The 17648-nt window shown below is 36.6% G+C and carries 19 protein-coding genes; 5 read left to right on the plus strand and 14 right to left on the minus strand.

The genetic code is table 11. The features are described from left to right. The first annotated feature begins 42 nt into the window (after positions 1-42). Positions 43-216, plus strand: a complete 174-nt coding sequence (locus HXT39_RS03255; RefSeq protein ID WP_076002745.1) for an IS3 family transposase — start codon at positions 43-45, stop codon at positions 214-216. Positions 217-323: 107 nt separating this feature from the next. Here the strand turns inward: HXT39_RS03255 and HXT39_RS03260 are convergent, their stop codons facing one another. Together HXT39_RS03260 and HXT39_RS03265 are read right to left on the minus strand one after the other, a co-directional pair. Beyond that, positions 324-569 carry a hypothetical protein gene (locus HXT39_RS03260; protein ID WP_004125688.1) on the minus strand — a complete coding sequence of 82 codons (246 nt, stop codon included), beginning with the start codon at positions 567-569 and terminating at the stop codon, positions 324-326. A 13-nt stretch (positions 570-582) separates the two neighbouring features. Beyond that, positions 583-1146, minus strand: coding sequence for a hypothetical protein (locus HXT39_RS03265; RefSeq protein ID WP_004125687.1), 564 nt, complete (start codon positions 1144-1146; stop codon positions 583-585). Positions 1147-1440: 294 nt separating this feature from the next. On the opposite strand from HXT39_RS03265, the gene HXT39_RS03270 reads away from it, so the two are divergent. Continuing rightward, positions 1441-1626 (plus strand): hypothetical protein, encoded by a 186-nt coding sequence (locus HXT39_RS03270; RefSeq protein WP_032834794.1) that lies wholly within the window; start codon positions 1441-1443, stop codon positions 1624-1626. A gap of 161 nt (positions 1627-1787) precedes the next feature. Here HXT39_RS03270 and HXT39_RS03275 read toward each other — a convergent pair whose 3' ends face one another. The 6 genes from HXT39_RS03275 to HXT39_RS03300 are packed head-to-tail and all read right to left on the minus strand — an operon-like array spanning position 1788 to position 6554. Then, a complete protein-coding gene (locus tag HXT39_RS03275; protein WP_004125686.1) occupies positions 1788-2261 on the minus strand; it encodes a thioredoxin family protein in 474 nt (157 codons plus the stop codon). Positions 2262-2266: 5 nt separating this feature from the next. Then, positions 2267-2656: a thioredoxin family protein gene (locus HXT39_RS03280; RefSeq protein ID WP_004125685.1), complete on the minus strand. Its 390-nt coding sequence runs from the start codon at positions 2654-2656 to the stop codon at positions 2267-2269. 3 nt (positions 2657-2659) lie between these two features. After that, positions 2660-3310 carry a hypothetical protein gene (locus tag HXT39_RS03285; RefSeq protein WP_103014024.1) on the minus strand — a complete coding sequence of 217 codons (651 nt, stop codon included), beginning with the start codon at positions 3308-3310 and terminating at the stop codon, positions 2660-2662. After that, entirely contained in the window at positions 3279-4151 is an 873-nt protein-coding gene (locus HXT39_RS03290; protein WP_016798451.1) for an ABC transporter ATP-binding protein, read from the minus strand. Before HXT39_RS03290 ends, HXT39_RS03285 begins: the two co-directional genes overlap by 32 nt. A 4-nt stretch (positions 4152-4155) precedes the next feature. Further along, complete coding sequence (locus HXT39_RS03295) at positions 4156-4548, minus strand: hypothetical protein (RefSeq protein WP_103014023.1); 393 nt, start codon at positions 4546-4548, stop codon at positions 4156-4158. Next, the gene (locus HXT39_RS03300; protein WP_103014022.1) at positions 4545-6554 is read right to left on the minus strand and encodes an ATP-binding cassette domain-containing protein; all 2010 of its coding nucleotides are present in this window, start codon (positions 6552-6554) and stop codon (positions 4545-4547) included. Before HXT39_RS03300 ends, HXT39_RS03295 begins: the two co-directional genes overlap by 4 nt. A 1051-nt stretch (positions 6555-7605) precedes the next feature. Here HXT39_RS03300 and HXT39_RS03305 point away from each other — a divergent pair. After that, positions 7606-7746 (plus strand): type IIL restriction-modification enzyme MmeI, encoded by a 141-nt coding sequence (locus HXT39_RS03305; RefSeq protein ID WP_004111528.1) that lies wholly within the window; start codon positions 7606-7608, stop codon positions 7744-7746. A 307-nt stretch (positions 7747-8053) separates the two neighbouring features. Further along, positions 8054-8737 carry a DUF4190 domain-containing protein gene (locus tag HXT39_RS03310; protein ID WP_004111526.1) on the plus strand — a complete coding sequence of 228 codons (684 nt, stop codon included), beginning with the start codon at positions 8054-8056 and terminating at the stop codon, positions 8735-8737. 91 nt (positions 8738-8828) lie between these two features. Here HXT39_RS03310 and HXT39_RS03315 read toward each other — a convergent pair whose 3' ends face one another. The 6 genes from HXT39_RS03315 to HXT39_RS03340 form a co-directional block, all read right to left on the minus strand. Next, a complete protein-coding gene (locus tag HXT39_RS03315) occupies positions 8829-11405 on the minus strand; it encodes an ATP-dependent Clp protease ATP-binding subunit (protein WP_103014021.1) in 2577 nt (858 codons plus the stop codon). A 151-nt stretch (positions 11406-11556) separates the two neighbouring features. Continuing rightward, positions 11557-12945, minus strand: a complete 1389-nt coding sequence (locus HXT39_RS03320; RefSeq protein ID WP_103014020.1) for a DUF3027 domain-containing protein — start codon at positions 12943-12945, stop codon at positions 11557-11559. A gap of 17 nt (positions 12946-12962) precedes the next feature. After that, positions 12963-13352 carry a cold-shock protein gene (locus HXT39_RS03325; RefSeq protein ID WP_012914139.1) on the minus strand — a complete coding sequence of 130 codons (390 nt, stop codon included), beginning with the start codon at positions 13350-13352 and terminating at the stop codon, positions 12963-12965. A gap of 191 nt (positions 13353-13543) precedes the next feature. After that, positions 13544-15490: a sensor histidine kinase gene (locus HXT39_RS03330; protein WP_012914138.1), complete on the minus strand. Its 1947-nt coding sequence runs from the start codon at positions 15488-15490 to the stop codon at positions 13544-13546. A 2-nt stretch (positions 15491-15492) separates the two neighbouring features. After that, on the minus strand, positions 15493-16233 hold the full coding sequence (locus HXT39_RS03335) for a response regulator transcription factor (RefSeq protein ID WP_004111521.1): 741 nt from the start codon (positions 16231-16233) through the stop codon (positions 15493-15495). Positions 16234-16311: 78 nt separating this feature from the next. Beyond that, positions 16312-17217, minus strand: a complete 906-nt coding sequence (locus tag HXT39_RS03340) for a hypothetical protein (protein ID WP_103014019.1) — start codon at positions 17215-17217, stop codon at positions 16312-16314. A gap of 52 nt (positions 17218-17269) precedes the next feature. Here HXT39_RS03340 and HXT39_RS03345 point away from each other — a divergent pair, with 52 nt between their 5' ends. After that, positions 17270-17563, plus strand: coding sequence for a WXG100 family type VII secretion target (locus tag HXT39_RS03345; RefSeq protein WP_004111519.1), 294 nt, complete (start codon positions 17270-17272; stop codon positions 17561-17563). The last annotated feature ends 85 nt before the right edge of the window (positions 17564-17648 follow it).

The raw sequence follows: 17648 nt of genomic DNA on the forward strand, positions 1-17648 counted from the left end.
GACTGGCTCAAATGGTCTAAACATGCATTTTTGAATCTATTTATGGTTTTTAATATCAAGAAGATAGCCTGCTTCTGGCAAGAGAAAACCTTCTTGCAACATAACTGGGATAGTACAGAAGAATTACGTCAAGCTATTCATACTTATATTGATTTTTACAACAATCACAGAATTAAAATGGGGCTTAAAAGACAATTATGGAACATCGTGCTATGATTGCACAAAATGTCTAAAAATTGTCCTAAGCCCCTTTTGTTTTCAATGTCAAGTAATACTAAATGTTAAGCTTTTCAGCTTAACTACAGCAAGTTTTCCTTGGTATTTCAACGATAACTCGGGTTTTTAGACACACTTTTTTGCCGCTTACCCTCAAAAATAGTTCCTTCATTAGGCAACGACATCGTTGTCATCAAAGCAAGCATGAACGTAAACGGACCGAGCGCATTCCCATACGTTTTGAACATCACACCAAAATCATGGCCGAATACCACCATCGACAAGTAAAGGAACATAAAATTCACAGCTGTAAACATAACCAACTTCAGCACGAACATAAGAACCTTGTACATGAGAATATCCTCCTCACTCACTAAACGGAGTCGAACACCAAATAGCAGAAGCTGCTAAACTTGTAGCTAGACCCATAACTCCACCTCTAAATGCGGATGAACCAACTGCCTTTAAAATATACATAGCAGCTTGCTTCCAAAGATGCTTTTCAAGTAACTTTTTGAAAGTAGCAGTAAATACTCCAGTAATACCGATTAGACCAGTAGTCTTAATTATACATTTAACATAATCCTTCGAACGCACTGCATGATTATCATTAGACGAAATCTCACCAACAGATGCATTTGCATTGAGCTTATGAATTAAATTCTCAAGCACTTCTTTCGGAACATGAGAAAACTCCCCTGCTTGTGTTACAGTCCATTTTTTATTAATTTCATCAAACTTGAGATACTTTGAAAAAATAATTTCAAGACGCTTAGCATAATTATCTATATTCGCATCACCGACATTGCTTTCTACAACACTTGGTCCGTTATCCACTATCTCATTAGCTTGAGCAGTTGATACCAGAGAAACACAGGTTGATAATGCTGCAACAACTACAGCAATAGACTTAAAAATATGACATTTCATAGAAATTCTCCTTTGTAATTACAATATATAAAAGACCTATCATTGGGTTTAATACTCATTCTATCCAATAATTTTTTGCCATACAATTGTTGTTGCTATTTTTGATAACACATAAAATGTATAAGGTGTTCTAAGTTTTACTTGTAACAAATAGAAATAGGGTTATTCCCCAAAATACTAAATTATGCAAATAGACTACAATTAGAATACTCTAATGAAACTAACCTAATCTACTGTTGTAATTAAATGATGAACTCTTGCAATAATCCCATTGGTAGTGTATGTAGCAACAAGATGGTTAGGAATGGTAAAACCGGTGCAAAGAAAACACGATGGAGATGCAAAACATGTGGCGCTTATTCAAAGCAACATCGTCAATATATAACACGTCAAAAACCGTTACAATTGGTCATGAAACGACTGTTAAGTTTTTTTAAACAAGAAACTATAAATACTCCTCACGAGGAAAAGAAGAAATAACAGGGTACGGTAACGCGATTAATCCCGTACAAACCATGGGAGGATTCATACTTGTTTATACGAAAAGGGTTGGCATGAATATGAGAATATGGTAACGACACACCAATTCTATGCACACTTTCTAGGAAATAACCATAAAAATCAAGCATTTGCATTATTAGTTATTCTGAAACAAGATTTCTACTAATCCACATCTCTAGTTCTTTAAGAGAGAATCCGCCATGCTCCTCAAAATCTAGTTTTGTTAACAATTTTCTATGATTATATATAGCCAACGTCGGAGTACCTTTAATGTTATACTTCTTCTTAAACTGAAGCCATTCAGATTTATTTTCGTGAATCCTCTCAACATTGACATAATATAATCTATCACTAATTTTATATTTGTCGATCATTTCCCCCAATATTTGATCAAATTTATTACAATCACCACAACCCGGCCTTCCAAAATAAACTATAAGCTTCTTTCCATCATTATTGCGCAACACAAAATTTTTTTCCAACAGGCTATTTAATTTATCATACATAGTCAATGTAGGATGCGTCATATCCTTTTCGTAAGTTTGTCCAACAATAAAATAAGCATTTGCAATTAAACTGAATACTAAAACAATGTATAAAATAATCTTCTTCATCGCTACTAGCTTTCTACAAAAGTCTCTAACTCTTTCAAATTCTTATATCCTTGAGAAATTACCAGTTTCCCACGCTTCCTCATTACAATAGTTGGAGTATTGTAAATCTTTATTTCAGCTGCCTTTCTCACAATCTTCATGTCTGTGGCATCCCAATAATAAATTTTAGCATGCGTTTCATCTTGATATTCTTTTAGAACTTTATTGAATTCCTGACATGCTCCACAGCCTGAACTACCAAAATAGAGCACTTCTCCAGTTTTAAGATTTGAGATATTATTCTCCTGTAATACTGAAAATGAGGGTCTTAAGCCACTCAAATGAATATATGCAATAAAACCAACGAATAACATTATGACAATAGCTGGAAGTATACGAGATATTACACTTTTCATAACTCAGTACTCCTTTTTCGTAAATTGTAATAACGACAATAGGAAAAACATAACAATATACATTAGAGCAATAATACAAGTTGCAGACGTAAGAGCGGTGAACGAGTCTGGTGATAAATAATAAAATATCTGAAAAGAATACACGGATGTTTGAGACAATATTATGTTTATTAAATTCGGCAATATCCATAATAATATAAAGGAAAGAATCATCGTAACACCAACTTTTTCAAAATATATCAACAGATTCATATTTATAGCAATATACAAAAGGAAAATTATCGGATATACGAGCAGTTGATGCATAACTATCCCTAGAGACGAGTAATTTAGTGACAAAAATACCAAATTTACGACTAGATAAATGCTTACGTATTCACCATATATAAAACACAATAATTTAATCCTATTAGGAATATACTCTAGATAATGATGAATAATTTTCTTCTCTTGCCATTCACCAATTGATAATATCTGATATAGGCTTAAAAATAGTATAGTTATCGTTGAAAAGAATTTATATTGTGATAAAAATGCACCTCTTTTAGCTTGAAATACTATAAACACGCAACATGCCAAATACAAAACAAAAGACAATAAGAAAAGCTTCTGATGACTAAACTTAATAATTTCTGATTTTATATAGTACTTCATTATCATCTTCCTCCAACATAAAATCTTTAATATCATGTGTAATATCACTGTATTCCACGATTTGTACCCCATGCTCAATCAGCAATTTAAGAACCTTGGCAATATCCTCTCTAGGCAATTTAATTCTAAAAGTTGATTCTTTGTTATCTTTGCTACGACAAAAAACCTCATATCTGTTAGAAAGCAATTTACTAATATCCACATCATTTACAACAATCACATTATAAATTCTTAGATTATCGTTAAAATTAACAATTTTTTGAATTTTCCCTTTTTTTAAATACCATACAATATCAGCAATTTCACCTAACTCATCTAATATATGACTTGAAATTACAAGGCTTTTACCTTGTGAGCGCAATGACAAGATAGTGTCTTTTAACTGCTTTATAGTAAGAACATCTAATCCATTGAAAGGTTCATCAAGAAGAATAATTTCACTATTTGAGAGCAATATTCTAGCAATATTTAATTTTTGCTTCATACCTAGCGACAATTGTTTAAACTTTTTATTTTTTGCTTCGTCGAGACTCACCTGATGCAATAATTTATCACAATTAAAGTCTTTTCTCCCCATCAAAGCAGCAAACACTCTAAGATTATCCTGTACAGAAAATTCGTCATAAAAAGATGGATTCTCAATAGCAAATGAAAGTGAACCGTCCAATTCAATATTGCCTTGATAATCAACTATCAAATTTGCAATGCACTTCATTAACGTGGTTTTTCCTGAACCATTATTGCCTACTAACGCAATAATTTGCCCAGCACTGCTTTCCAAAGAAATGTCATCTAAAACGACTTTTCCCCCATATGATTTTTTCAAATGAGATATCTTCATAAGATTACCTCTTAACAAATGAAACTAAAAATTTCCGATCTCCTTTTACAGAAATCTTACTATCTTCACCAATAAAAATTTTAGGACTCTCTTCGTAGATAACAGCATTTTTAACATTTCCTGGCTGTTTCTGAGCACGCACAAAAAGAGCATCATCAAGCTTGTACAGCTTTCCAGCAAAGCGTATCTCTCCTTTGCCTCTCTTTGCATAAATAGCATACACTCCTGGATTTAACGATAAGTTATCGTTATTTTTATAATCTCCTGAAACTAGTGTTGGCAAATCATCACGAATTATACCAAAACGAACATTATTTGTCTTATACCCTACATACAGCAGACTGATAAGACCGAGGATTACTATGGTAGCTGCAAATATCCATTTTTTGCTTTTCATTTCTTAATCACATCCAAATCTATTATTTCATCAGCAATTTTATCGAACATTGCATCATGAGTAACAATAAAAATCATCGCAGTCTTTTTTAACTCCAAGACTTTGTCTATAAAAATCTTCTTAGAAGAATCATCCAAGTTTGAAGTAGGCTCATCAAAAATATACACATCTGCTTCTTTATTCAAACTTCTAGACAATAAAACCTTCTGTCGTTCCCCTTGCGATAAATTCACACCGTTATAAAAAATTATCTTATCTAAATCAAGTTTAAAAATATTATCTACTGGCTGTCTTGCATTCTTATAAATATCATATGCAACATTCTTACAAATAGAAGCATAGTTTAAAAATTGATTTTGCTGATAACAACTTATTCTACTCTGAATCATTTCTATTGGATAACCATACAAATCCCTATCAGAGTCATAATAATGCACACTTCCAGCAGACACTGGTACTACGCCCATAATAACATACATTAAAGTCGATTTGCCTATTCCATTCTTCCCTTTAACCAAAATCAAGCTATGACTACGAAATTGCTTTGATATTCCAGAAAGGACTGAGACTGAAGTGTCTTGACTGTACGAAACTGAAACATTTTCTAAAGATATTCCAGTAATAGTAAAATCTGCTGCATTGTTTCTATCAATAGCAGGTGGTTTACGATAATGGGAATCAAGCGAAGAATATCTCTCCAAATCTAAAAATTTTTGTATAGCGGGCTTGCCAAGACTATAAACCATATAAACGATTACAAAGCTGATAAAAACGCTGACAACTTTCATATCCATTTTGATGGAATACATAAGCATTACATAAACAAAAATCAAACTTAAATTCAGATACATAACCCCATCATAAAGTGTCAAAATATGAGCTGTGCTTTCTCGCTGTTTAGCAAATGAATCTTTCACTTTGAGCAATATGCTTTTCAGATAAGTAGATACTTCCTCTTTACTTGAGAATATGGATCTATCCAGCTTATTATGAATCGATTCCTCAATGAAAACAGAAAGCTCTCCCATATTATTGAAATAATTCCTATTATAATTTTTTCTTGTCACGATGCCTTTTTTGAAGATAATGACGTAGGTAAGCATGCATACGATCGACAACAAAGCTATCCCTCTACTAAAAGCAAAAGTCGCACTAAAAATAAGAACTACACAAACTAATTCGAAATATGAAAGATACCTCTTTAACTGCCAGTCCGACGCATTAAAATTATTCCAAAACTTTATCAGCCTATTATAGATATTCTCATCTTTTTCACTTAACTGGTCTATATCTTCCAAAAAAGAAAAAGCCAACGCTTCTTGCTTTAGAGAATCTTCATTTGATACAATTCCATTATATTCCGTCTTTAATTTTACATAAATACACGTGAGCAATGTCTCAAAAATAAAGATTACCAATACTTGCCATATAACTAGATTCCGCAATTGATAAATCAAAAAATATTGAATTGAGAAAATAATTATAATTGGAATTATGCATAACAACACTGTTAAATATAAAAGATCAACATGTAATTTAAGATTCTTTTTTACATGACTATGTTTTTGCAGTAACTTTTCCTGATGAGTACGCTCCACAACATTTTCAATTATGAAAACATACCCTTTAAATACCCCTTTTAACTCGTTTAAATTAACCTGTTCTAGAACTACATGCGAAGGATCAGATACAATCGCTTTACCGTCTTTAACACCATACGATAGAATATAATGATTTTCGCCATTGCTATCAACCAGTAATATCATAGGCTTAGTAAAATCAAGAAGATGAAAATCTTCAACTTCATAACTAGAACCGTAAACTCCGAATTGTTTCAAAACCTCTTCAATATTAAACAAAGATAAACCTTGCTCAATATCTAAACTAGAAACAACCGATTTAAAACTTCTTTCATTAAATCTATGATAATTTTCTAGCAATGATTTGATAACTGCAATACCGCAATCTGAAGTCAAATTTTGCATATTATGAGGATAAGCCACCATCTATTGAGCTCCTCAAAGTTTCAAGGCGTGGAGGATATCATAGCCTCCACGCTACAGATTTAATCACAAATGTTAAAAAGCATCATACAATCAAATCAATTTTCTCAAATACTAAATTACGCAAATAGATTACAGTTAGAACACTACAATGAGACTAACCTAATCTACTGTTGTAATGAAATCTGGTAATATAATCATATGCAGAACTAGAGAATCATCCCCAGCAGATGAAACCCCAGACAACGCACATCCATCCAGCTCTAATCGAGCGAGATTCTTCTAGTGTTAGCTTCTTCATAATAATCATCTCCTCTCTTTCAAGTAAAAACCTCCTATAGAGCTAAATCCGCAACATCATAGACGAATGTTGCATTCTCAACTCTCACCATAGTTATAAATCATTTATGATGTCTTGTCAATACACTGCAACGAAAATGTTATAACACATATATACCAGATATTTCCACCAACTTTCATCCTGGCATTAATGTAATTATCGCGAATTATGTATGATTTTGAAAATAAAATTCACATGAAAATATGCAGACTATCCTCTATTACGATTGCTCATTTTTCTCAATTATCGGGTTATAGACCAAAAAATAAGGTACGACCACACCTTATATGTGAAATCTTACCTTATTTTTGTTTTATGACTTCAATTTCCCACTTCACCAGCTGGGTGCAAAGTGGGTGCACTTTTTAACGTTAACATCCTGTGCACTCGACCCTAGAGCGTCGACATGTTTCCTCAAACAGCCAAACTGCGCCCAAAAACCACGCCAAGCCAGCCTAAAGCAGCCACTCATTAAACCTTTTAACGATAGCCCTCGCAAACCCCTGCTACACAAGGGCAAAAATGCACCCACCTAATCAGCCTTTGACATCAATACGACAGTCTCGACGTGATGAGTGTTGGGATATATAACACAGAAAGCAATAGTTTCAGAGTATAAAAGCAAACAGTTTCAGAGTTTAGAAGGAACAGTTTCAGAGTACGAAAGCAAACAGTTTCAGAGTATCCAAGAGTTAAGAAACTAGACCGACCTACATGCCTCCAGATTTGCGCAAAGCTCACAACGAGCTAGATAAAATAGTAGATGTTGCTTTTGGTGCTACAAAGCCTTGCACTAATAACGACGAGCGCCTAGAAATTCTCTTCAAATCCTATATTCACATGACTAAGGAATGAATTTAATATAAACAAACCCACAAAACTAAAAACAAATCTGTAGTTTCTACAAGTCAGGATTTATATTAAGAAGTGTTGATTGCTGTTAGCAGAGGGTCACAAGTTTTGTGTGACCTTCTAGCATATTCATTCTTCTGAAACAATACGCAGTTGAATTGTGAAACTCGTAACTGAACCTTTTATCCTCATAGTTCGAAAAAAATATTGCTTTTTTTTTAAGTGAATAAACTTTATTGTGATGTATGCAAATTTTGGGGCTGACTCTAATTTTGCATAATTTTCAAATCGAATTAAGAAAGGAAGAAAGATGAATGGGGAGAATATGGAAATGCCTCCAGTGAATAATGATAACAATAACAAGCATTTGAGTGGGCTTGGAGTATCTGCGCTTGTATTGGGTATTATTAGCATTGTATTTTCTGTAGTTCCAATTATTAACAATTTGTGCATAGTGTTGGGAGTTCTAGCAATAGTTTTTGCTGGATGCTCTTGGAAATCAACTGGTAAAAAAGGACACAAGCGTGGTCATGGAATGGTAATCGCTGGTCTTGTTCTAGGTATCCTTTCAATAGTAATTACTTTATCTATGCAAGCAAGTTTTAGTGCTTCTATAGATAAAGCTAAGTCTGGCTTAGATAAAGCAAGTAAAAAGCTAGACAATATGGCAAAAGGTATTGCCAATGAGAATGCTAAAGAGATGAAGATTCAAGTTAAGGGCACTGCTCCAACTGATATTAACTTATTAGTTTCTGGTTCTAACAGCAATGAAAGCACAAATAATGGTGTTTGGGAGAAAGTCTTTACTGGCAAGGATGCTCAAAAGGATTGGACAATCATGGCATCGCCAAAAATAGACGTTGATAATCCAACGCCAGACAATTACAAAGTTGAATGTTCAATTACTGTTGATGGCAAAGAAGTGTCTCATAAGAGCGCAACTGGAACTTCTGCTAATGTAATGTGCACTGCGTCTGACATAACTGCTAAGTAATTTATACGTTTTTATAAAATTTATTCAAACAAAAAGCCCGACGAGTTTACGCGCCGGGCTTTTAGTGTATTCAGTTAGTTATTGTGTAACTTTACTTATTCTTATTGCTATCTTCTTTAGCTGCGCTATCTTCAGACTTATTATCCTCAGATTTATTTTCTTCAGTAGCAACAGCAGCAGTTGTGTCTATTGTCTCAAACTTTTCGCCTTTAATTGTGAACTCCCCCAGCAATCCTTCGCCTTCAGCATCCACCTTAATGTGTTCGCCGTCAGAAAGTTCACCAAGCAAAATCTTTTCAGAAATAGTATCCTCAATATCTCGCTGAATTACGCGACGCAACGGACGTGCACCAAGCAAAGGATCGAAGCCTTTCTGTGCAAGCAAATTCTTAGCGGCATCCGTAATTTCTAGAGACATGTGACGATCAAACAGCCTGTCGTTAAGCAACTTCACGTCCATGTCAACAATTTGACGAACTTCTGGCTCCGTAAGCTGACGGAACACAATAGTGTCGTCCAAACGGTTTAAGAACTCTGGACGGAAATGACGCTTAAGCTCAGAATTAACCTGATCTTTCATGCGCTGATACGTGGAATCAGCGTTATTTCCAAGTGTAAAGCCAGTGTTTGCAGCCTTCGCAATATCGCGAGTACCAAGATTGGTGGTAAGAATAATAATCGTATTCTTAAAGTCCACTTTTCTACCCTGACCGTCTGTTAAGTGACCGTCATCGAGTACTTGCAAAAGCGTGTTGAAAATATCTGGATGAGCTTTTTCAATCTCGTCGAAAAGCACCACAGAGAATGGCTTTCTGCGAACTTTTTCAGTAAGCTCGCCACCTTCTTCATATCCAACATATCCAGGAGGAGCACCGAAAAGCCTAGACGCAGCATACTTTTCTGCAAACTCTGACATGTCAACTCTGATTAAGGCATTATCGTCATCAAACAAGAAGTTTGCAAGCGCCTTGGCAAGCTCAGTTTTACCAACTCCAGTAGGACCAGCAAAAATAAACGATCCAGAAGGACGTTTAGGGTCCTTCAAACCAACTCGAGCACGACGAATCGAGCGAGCTAAAGCAGACACAGCTTCATCTTGACCAACAATACGCTTGTGAAGTTCAGATTCCATTTGAAGAAGCTTCTGTGATTCCGCTTGAGTAAGCTTTACTACAGGAATGCCTGTAGTGCTTGAAACAACGGAAGCAATCATGTCTTCATCAACAACCATCTTGACATTAGACTCGCCTTCTCGCCAAGCCTTTTCCTTCTCTGCAGCTTCATTCTCAAGCTTTTCTTGATCGTCGCGAAGATTGGCAGCTTCTTCAAAATCTTGCTGCTTGATTGCTTCATCTTTCTTTTCAGAAATCTTAGCAATCTTATGGTTTAATTCTTTGAGCTCAGGCGGCTGAGTCAAGCGCTTAATACGCAAGCGCGCACCAGCTTCATCAATAAGATCAATAGCCTTATCTGGAAGGTGACGATCTTGAATGTAACGATCAGAAAGCTCAGCAGAAGACTGTAAAGCTCCATCGGTAATAGTTACATGATGGTGATTTTCGTAGCGAGAACGCAATCCTTTAAGAATCTCGATAGTTTCAGCAATTGTAGGTTCTGGAACTTGAATCGGCTGGAAACGACGCTCCAAAGCAGCATCTTTTTCAATATACTTGCGATACTCGTCAGTAGTAGTAGCACCAATTGTCTGTAGCTCTCCACGCGCAAGCATTGGTTTAAGCATATCGGATGCACCAAGAGCTCCATCAGCAGAACCTGCTCCAACAATAGTGTGAATCTCATCAATAAAAAGCACAATATCGCCGCGTGTTTTAATTTCTTTAAGCACTTTTTTCAAGCGCTCTTCGAAATCGCCACGGTAGCGAGATCCTGCAATCATTGAACCTAAGTCTAGAGAATAAACTTGCTTATTTTTTAACGTTTCCGGCACATCGCCTTCAACGATTTTCTGTGCGAGACCTTCTACAACTGCAGTCTTACCAACTCCAGGCTCTCCAATAAGCACAGGATTATTCTTCGTGCGTCGGCTAAGTACAACCATAACGCGTTCAATTTCTTCAGAACGACCTATAACAGGATCAAGCTTTCCTTCTTGAGCTTCAAATGTTAAATTGCGTCCAAATTGATCAAGAAGAGCAGAGCCGGATTGATTTCGCTTATCTTGCACACTTCCAGCATTAGCTAACTCGCCCTTCTCGCTACCATTAGGAGCATTATCTCCACGAATTAAATCAACAGTAGTGCTTCGCAAGTCTCCAAGATCAACTTCCATCTTTATAAGTACTTGCGTGCCCACACCTTCGCCTTCGCGTATAAGCCCTAGCAAAATATGCTCAGTACCAATATAACTGTGACCAAGCTGAAGAGCTTCGCGCAAACTCAGTTCAAGCACTTGCTTAGCGTGAGGCGTAAAAGGAATATGACCAGCAGGCGAAACAGTGCCTTTGCCGATCATCTCTTCAACCTGTTTGCGAGTGCCTTCTAGGCCTACGCCTTTTGAGCTTAACGCTTTCGCGGCAATGCCCTCACCTTCGCGAATAAGCCCGAGCAAAATATGCTCAGTACCAATATAATTGTGCTGAAGTGAGCGAGCCTCTTCCTGAGCTAGCACAATCACGCGTCGTGCGCGATCAGTGAACCGTTCAAACATAACTACCTTCCGTTCTTTTCTTTCATTCCATGGTAACGAGTCGCCATGACGCGAAGCGTCGTATATATTTATTCATTCGTACAGCATTCCATAGCATCACAATAATCATGAATGATGAACCTAAATATTCATATTCTCGTTTCTTGCATAATTACTTATGTTGTCTGCGAGATTTTCTTTTATATAATCGCATTGATGTGGATGCTGTAGTTTTTGAAGTGTCTTCAGATTCTTGTGACTCTTCCACTTTTCCTGTTAACGGTATTTCTTCTGTAACAGAATTTTCGTCTACTAAGTTTACTTCTGAAGAATCAGGATAATCTGTATCTTTTTGGGATTTTTCAAATTTTTCAGATTCATTAGCTACAGTCTCTTCAATTTTTTCAGTTTGATTTTCAACTTCAATTTCGCGATTTTTGTCATCATTATTTTCATATGATTTTTCGTCAATAGTTGAATTGTCTATTAAATCAGATTCAGATAAATTATTTTGTTCATCTTTGTCTGTTGAGGCTTCTTTTTTGTTGCGCAATTTTGAATCTAATTTTCTGCGCTTACGACGATGCATCTTACTGTCTTCGATTGCTTCCTCAATAAGCTCAACGTCTGCTCGCTCATCTCGTGGAGCTTGTTGCAAAATGTCAATATGATAATCGTCGTATGCAGGTTCAGATTGAATCCAAAGCTGCGATGGCTCAGGTGGTTCAATGTCAGAATGCTCACCACAAGCATGATCAAGCGATACAACTCGCCCATCGTCTGGGCTCCACATGTTTGCGCATACGCCAAACATAGAGCCTAAACTTCCAGCTAGAGGAATGAGGAATCCGCATGATGAACATGCTTTGCCATCGGCAATTTTTGTAGATAACGACTTTGGGCCATGTTGACCTGCGTACCAGCGTTTAGCTGTTTGTGAAATTGCTTCCGCAGTCATTACTCGTCTGCGAGACAGTCTTAGCGTTGAAACAGCTTCTTCAAGATCTTCGTCAAAATCATTATTTGCATCGCAAGATTCTTGATTTTGATTAATATCTTTTTCTGCGTTTGCGTTTGTGTCTGCATCTTCTTCGCTAGTATTAGCTTTAGCGTCATCTTCAGTTTTAGACTCAGAATGATCATCTGAATTTGTTGATTCTATATTCTTTTCAGAATTATTATCATCAATATTATTTACTTGGCGGAAGCCATCTTCTAGTCGAGAATCGTCTTCAGATGTGCCAATAGAGTCCATTACAGAAAGATCACTTGGTTTCAAGCGGTCTTTCCACGGAATCCATGGTGGTGAAAGCAAAGAATTTTCAGTAGGAACAAGCGTTGATTCGTTCACGGTCCAACGTTGCGTTTCTTCATCATGATACAACGTAACTGACCACTGCCAGCCTTCATACCCAACTAAATTGCTTACGAAACGAAAGTCTGTAACTCCGTTGCCAAGCTCTATAGAAGATACAAAATCTCCTACTGCATCAGTACGTTCTGAAGTTTCCACAGCTATACTTCTAGCTAGTTCTTGTGGATCCATCACTTCATCAGTCATAAATAATATTCCAGACACTATTCCTGAACGTCAAAATTATCTGCCACTGCACGCAACAATGTAGCAAGTTTTTTGCTTTCAGCAGTTGATGGGTAATGACGTCGACGCAAACCATTACCAGCAGAATCAAGAAGCTTAATAAGATCTTCTACAATAGCTGCCATATCTTCGGCTTTAGGACGAGTAGCCTTTACAAGCGATGGTGCTGTTGCAATAACATTCAAGCCCATAGCCTGTGGTCCTTTGCGACCTTCAATTACAGAAAACTCAACTCGTGTACCCTTGTGTAAACTTTTTACAGTAACTGGCAATGCTGCTGCTGGCAAGAAAACATCCTTACCATCATCTCCAACAATAAAGCCGTACCCCTTCTGCGTATCGTACCAACGCACGCGCCCATTGGGCATAACACACCTCACTCCAAATAATTCTCATTTCGCACGCTGAAGTGCACAAGGCATAAAGTATCAGCATATGCGATAGGTTTATAGATAGTGTACCAAATATTGTTATTACTTGTTTCCTTATTACATTGTAGCGCATACACGCGGGCAATAAAATTTTTTTAACCTACGCAAGTGTTGCTAATGCCAATATTTTAATCGCTAACAATTTTAGAAGGCTCATCGATTTCATTAACTGGCAGAACTACAGTAAGAGTTAGGCCATGAGCTTTAACATCTATTTGCTCAGACCCATCCATAGTGTCATCAAGATTAGTTTTAGAATTGGTCGATGCTTCTAATGGAGAAGATATAGTTGCGCAAATAAAACCATGATGTGCTTTTACTACAGATTGCGCAATTGCCATACCCAAGCCAGTTCCACCTTTTTCTCTAGCTCTTGATGGGTCAGCAATATAGAAACGCTCGAAAATTCTAGACAATGATTCTTCTGGAACTCCAGGGCCATGGTCAACAACTCGAATTACAGCATACTTATGACCCGTATCAGTAGATTGGCTGACTTCCGCTGCTTCCAAAAACTCCTTCAGTGATTCTTTTACAGAAGGTAATTTAGATAATTCATTTGGAGTTATAGACGCCTTCATAACTCCTACTGCAATTTCTACAGGAGAATCAACAGGGGTGTATCTATGAATATTTCCTACGATATTTGTCATTACTTGGCGTAATCTAGCACCATCACCGAGTAGCGTAACAGTTGGAAGTGTACCAACATGGAATTGGAGCTTACGCTCAAAATCGCAATTTGTGCAACTCATAAGCTTCCACTCATCCGAAATAGTTAAATAGCCTTGTTGAACGGATCTAGCAGGATCAAGAGCATGTAGATCATTAGCCGCGTCAGAAAGTATTGGAGATAAGCTAACTTGCTGTGAAATATTAATTCCACGACCCTCATCAAAACGCGCCAAAGAAAGCAAATCTTCTACTAGTTCAGTCATTCTCTCGCTAGAAGCCTTAATGTGGGCAATAGAGTCATCTGCTCTCTCCTGCTCTCCTGGCATGTTGCGCCACATTGTATATAACTCAGCATATCCATGAATTGCAGCTAATGGAGTACGTAATTCATGACTTGCATCTGAAACGAATCGCTTCATTTTTTCTGTCATATCTTCTTGCTCATTAAATCCTCTTTCAATACGAGCAAGCATAGAGTTAAGAGAAGCTGCTAAAGATCCAACCTCAGTATTTTCAGGAGCAGATGGAACTCGTTTGCTTAAATCTCCAGAAGCAATTTTTGAAGCTGTTTTTTCAATTCGTTTTAACGGTCTTAAAGCTGATTGAATAATAATTGCTGAAAATACTGCTCCAAACAAAATAACTGCAATACTCACCATTATACAGTAACGAGTAAGTGTGCTAACGGTATCAATTTGATCGCTAAGAGATAAAGCAATATAGACATAACCGCTAACACTTAACTCTGAGTTATAGCTATTTTTTTGACCCCACGTTAATACTAAAACTCTCCATGGAGCTGTTGCAGCCTTTTTAGTGATTGCATCGACTTTATTAGTATTCCCCTTGACGATTGCAGGTGCTGTGTAAGGCTTGTGGGTAACAATTTTTTTACTATCAAAACCGTCTGCAGGAAGTTTAGGAACCGAAACAACCGATCCTTTAATTGGTATTAATGGAGTAGAAATAATTTTATTATGCGTATCTCTAACTTGCATAAAGTAATTATTTGGACCTACTGAAGATTGATTTGAGTTTTTCATGCGCAATGAATCAACATTGTCATAAACAAATTGCGCTTGACTTGCTAATTGTACATCAGTTTTTTCTAGCAAATAATTTCCTACGAGCTGCTGAATTGATAGTGATATGCAAAAAGCGGCTACAGTTAAAATAGCGAGAGTACATGCAACTAAACGCGTACTCAGTGGTATTGCATTTATGCGACGACGTAGCCAGCAGGTTTTACGAGGCTTTTTGTTTTTTTTGTTATTTTCACTTAGCTCTATCGCAACACTTTTTCCAGCAGTTCTAACATCTGAATCATCTTTAGAGTTATTATTTGTGCTGTTGCTAATAGTTGATTCAGCGTTATTGTAGTTATTATTACTAGATTGCATGATCAGGCTTGACCTGCCTTAGGCTCTCGAATCATATAACCGATGCCACGTTTAGTTTCAATAAGAGGAACTACTTTTTGCTGTTTTCCTGAATCATCAGTAATTTCAATGCCATCAATCTTCTTTCTTAAATAAGAAATATAAGATTCAACGATTGCTGCGTCTCCGCCCCAATCGTACTGCCATACGTGATTCAAAATCTGGCTTTTTGACAGAACTCGACCTTCATTGTCCATAAGATAATGAAGTAGTTTGTATTCAGTTGGGCTAAGTTCGATTGGCACGCCGCATCGAGTTACGTCATGAGAATCTTCGTTAATCTCAAGATCTGCAACTTTTATAATATGAGTTTCTTCATCAGGTTCTTGTGTTCTGCGAAGAATTGCTCGTATTCTTGCCACTACTTCTTCCAAGCTGAATGGCTTTGTAACGTAGTCATCTCCACCAACGGTTAGACCCATAATTTTATCTTGTGTATCGTCTCTTGCAGTTAGGAACAATACAGGAACTTTAATTCCATTTTGACGAATACGCCTCGTAACAGTAAAACCATCAATATCTGGGAGCATAACATCCATAACGATAAGATTTGGATTTACTCGTTCAATTACTTCAACAGCTTCTGAGCCGGATGCAGCAGTTTCTACTTCAAACCCAGCAAAATGCAAAGATGCTACCAAAAGTTCACGGATTGATGGCTCGTCATCGACCACGACAATAGATGCTTCAACGTTCTTACTCATATTGATTAGCATCACTTATCAAGCTGAATGTTTCCTGAATAATTGCTGAAAATAAAACAAGTTATCGAATATTTTTGTCTACCTGTGACGAGCGTGCCTTCTACGAGCTTTTCTAATACCAGCAAGTATTTGACGTTGTATGCGATTCTTTCTAAACAGAATAATCGCGACTATTGAGAATAATGCCAACAATATTAATAGCATAATAATTGTAGAAATAAGACTTGCAGAAGAAGTTGTTGACGTACGTTTTGCACGCATTATTTGTTTCATCATCATTATTGCAGATTGATCCCAATGCGTTCCAGTTGTGCTTACTAATGGCTTATAAGCTGCATCGGATAACGAGTCTACAGTATTTTTATTTTTGAGCCATTCATCGGAATTAGGCGAAACAGCTACAACTAATCTTCCATCATGAGTTGCTACTGCAAGCAGCACAGTATTTTTAGCTGGAAGCGTACTAATCAACAAATCACTAGCCCATTTTGATGGATTTTTTGTATTTCCAAAAGTAGACAAATATAAGAGCCTAACATTTACTCCTGTACGCTTTTTTGTTGTCTCAATCATGTCAGCAACTTTACTGACAGAATCCCCAAGCAAATTTTCTGTGTCTGTTATTGAGTCTGTTGCAACTATTCCAGAATTTTGCTCATTACTTTCAGCATATGCATTAATTGTATTTACTCTATTTAAAGGTGAAAATATGAGCGAATTTATTGGAAGAGTTGGAAGAATAAAAGAAAAACTAAATAAAAATGCCATTAATAAAAGCAATACGCGTTTAGCTAAAAATAGTTTTGAATAAGAATGCTGGTAGTTAAAATTTGCAATACGCATGCAAGCTAAGCTTTTAACCACATTGGTGCATAAATCTTTTTCGTAGTTTTTTGATGGCATATATTCATAATAGCGTGACATCACACAAGTAAAAGTAGCATTATAAAAATCTTTGCTTAATTTATTTGGAATGTTTCGCAAAATAATTTATAAAAAAGCGTTTATTTAGACGCAAAACAAATGGAGGGGAAATATGGCACAATTTCGAGTTGATTCAGAGCAAATTCAGCAGGCTGCGGCAGCCGTTGGAACCTCGGTTAGTGCAATTAGAGATGCAGTCAACGGGATGTATACCAATTTACAGCAATTGCAGAGCGTGTGGACTGGATCGGCGGCTACACAATTTGCGTCGACCGCTCAGCAGTGGCGAGCGGCGCAACAACAAATGGAACAATCATTAGAAGCAATTCAGCAAGCTATGCAACATGCGTCAGGAGTGTATCTTGATGCGGAAGCTCAAGCTACTTCCCTATTTGGAATGGGCTGAATAGTCTGAATAATCTAATGAAATATAAATGGCGGTATACTTTACTTGTGAGCATACCGCCATTTACTATGAGCTATTCAGCTAT

It is taken from the genome of Gardnerella sp. DNF01159, assembly GCF_049244215.1.
Classification (GTDB): Bacteria; Actinomycetota; Actinomycetes; order Actinomycetales; family Bifidobacteriaceae; genus Bifidobacterium; species Bifidobacterium swidsinskii.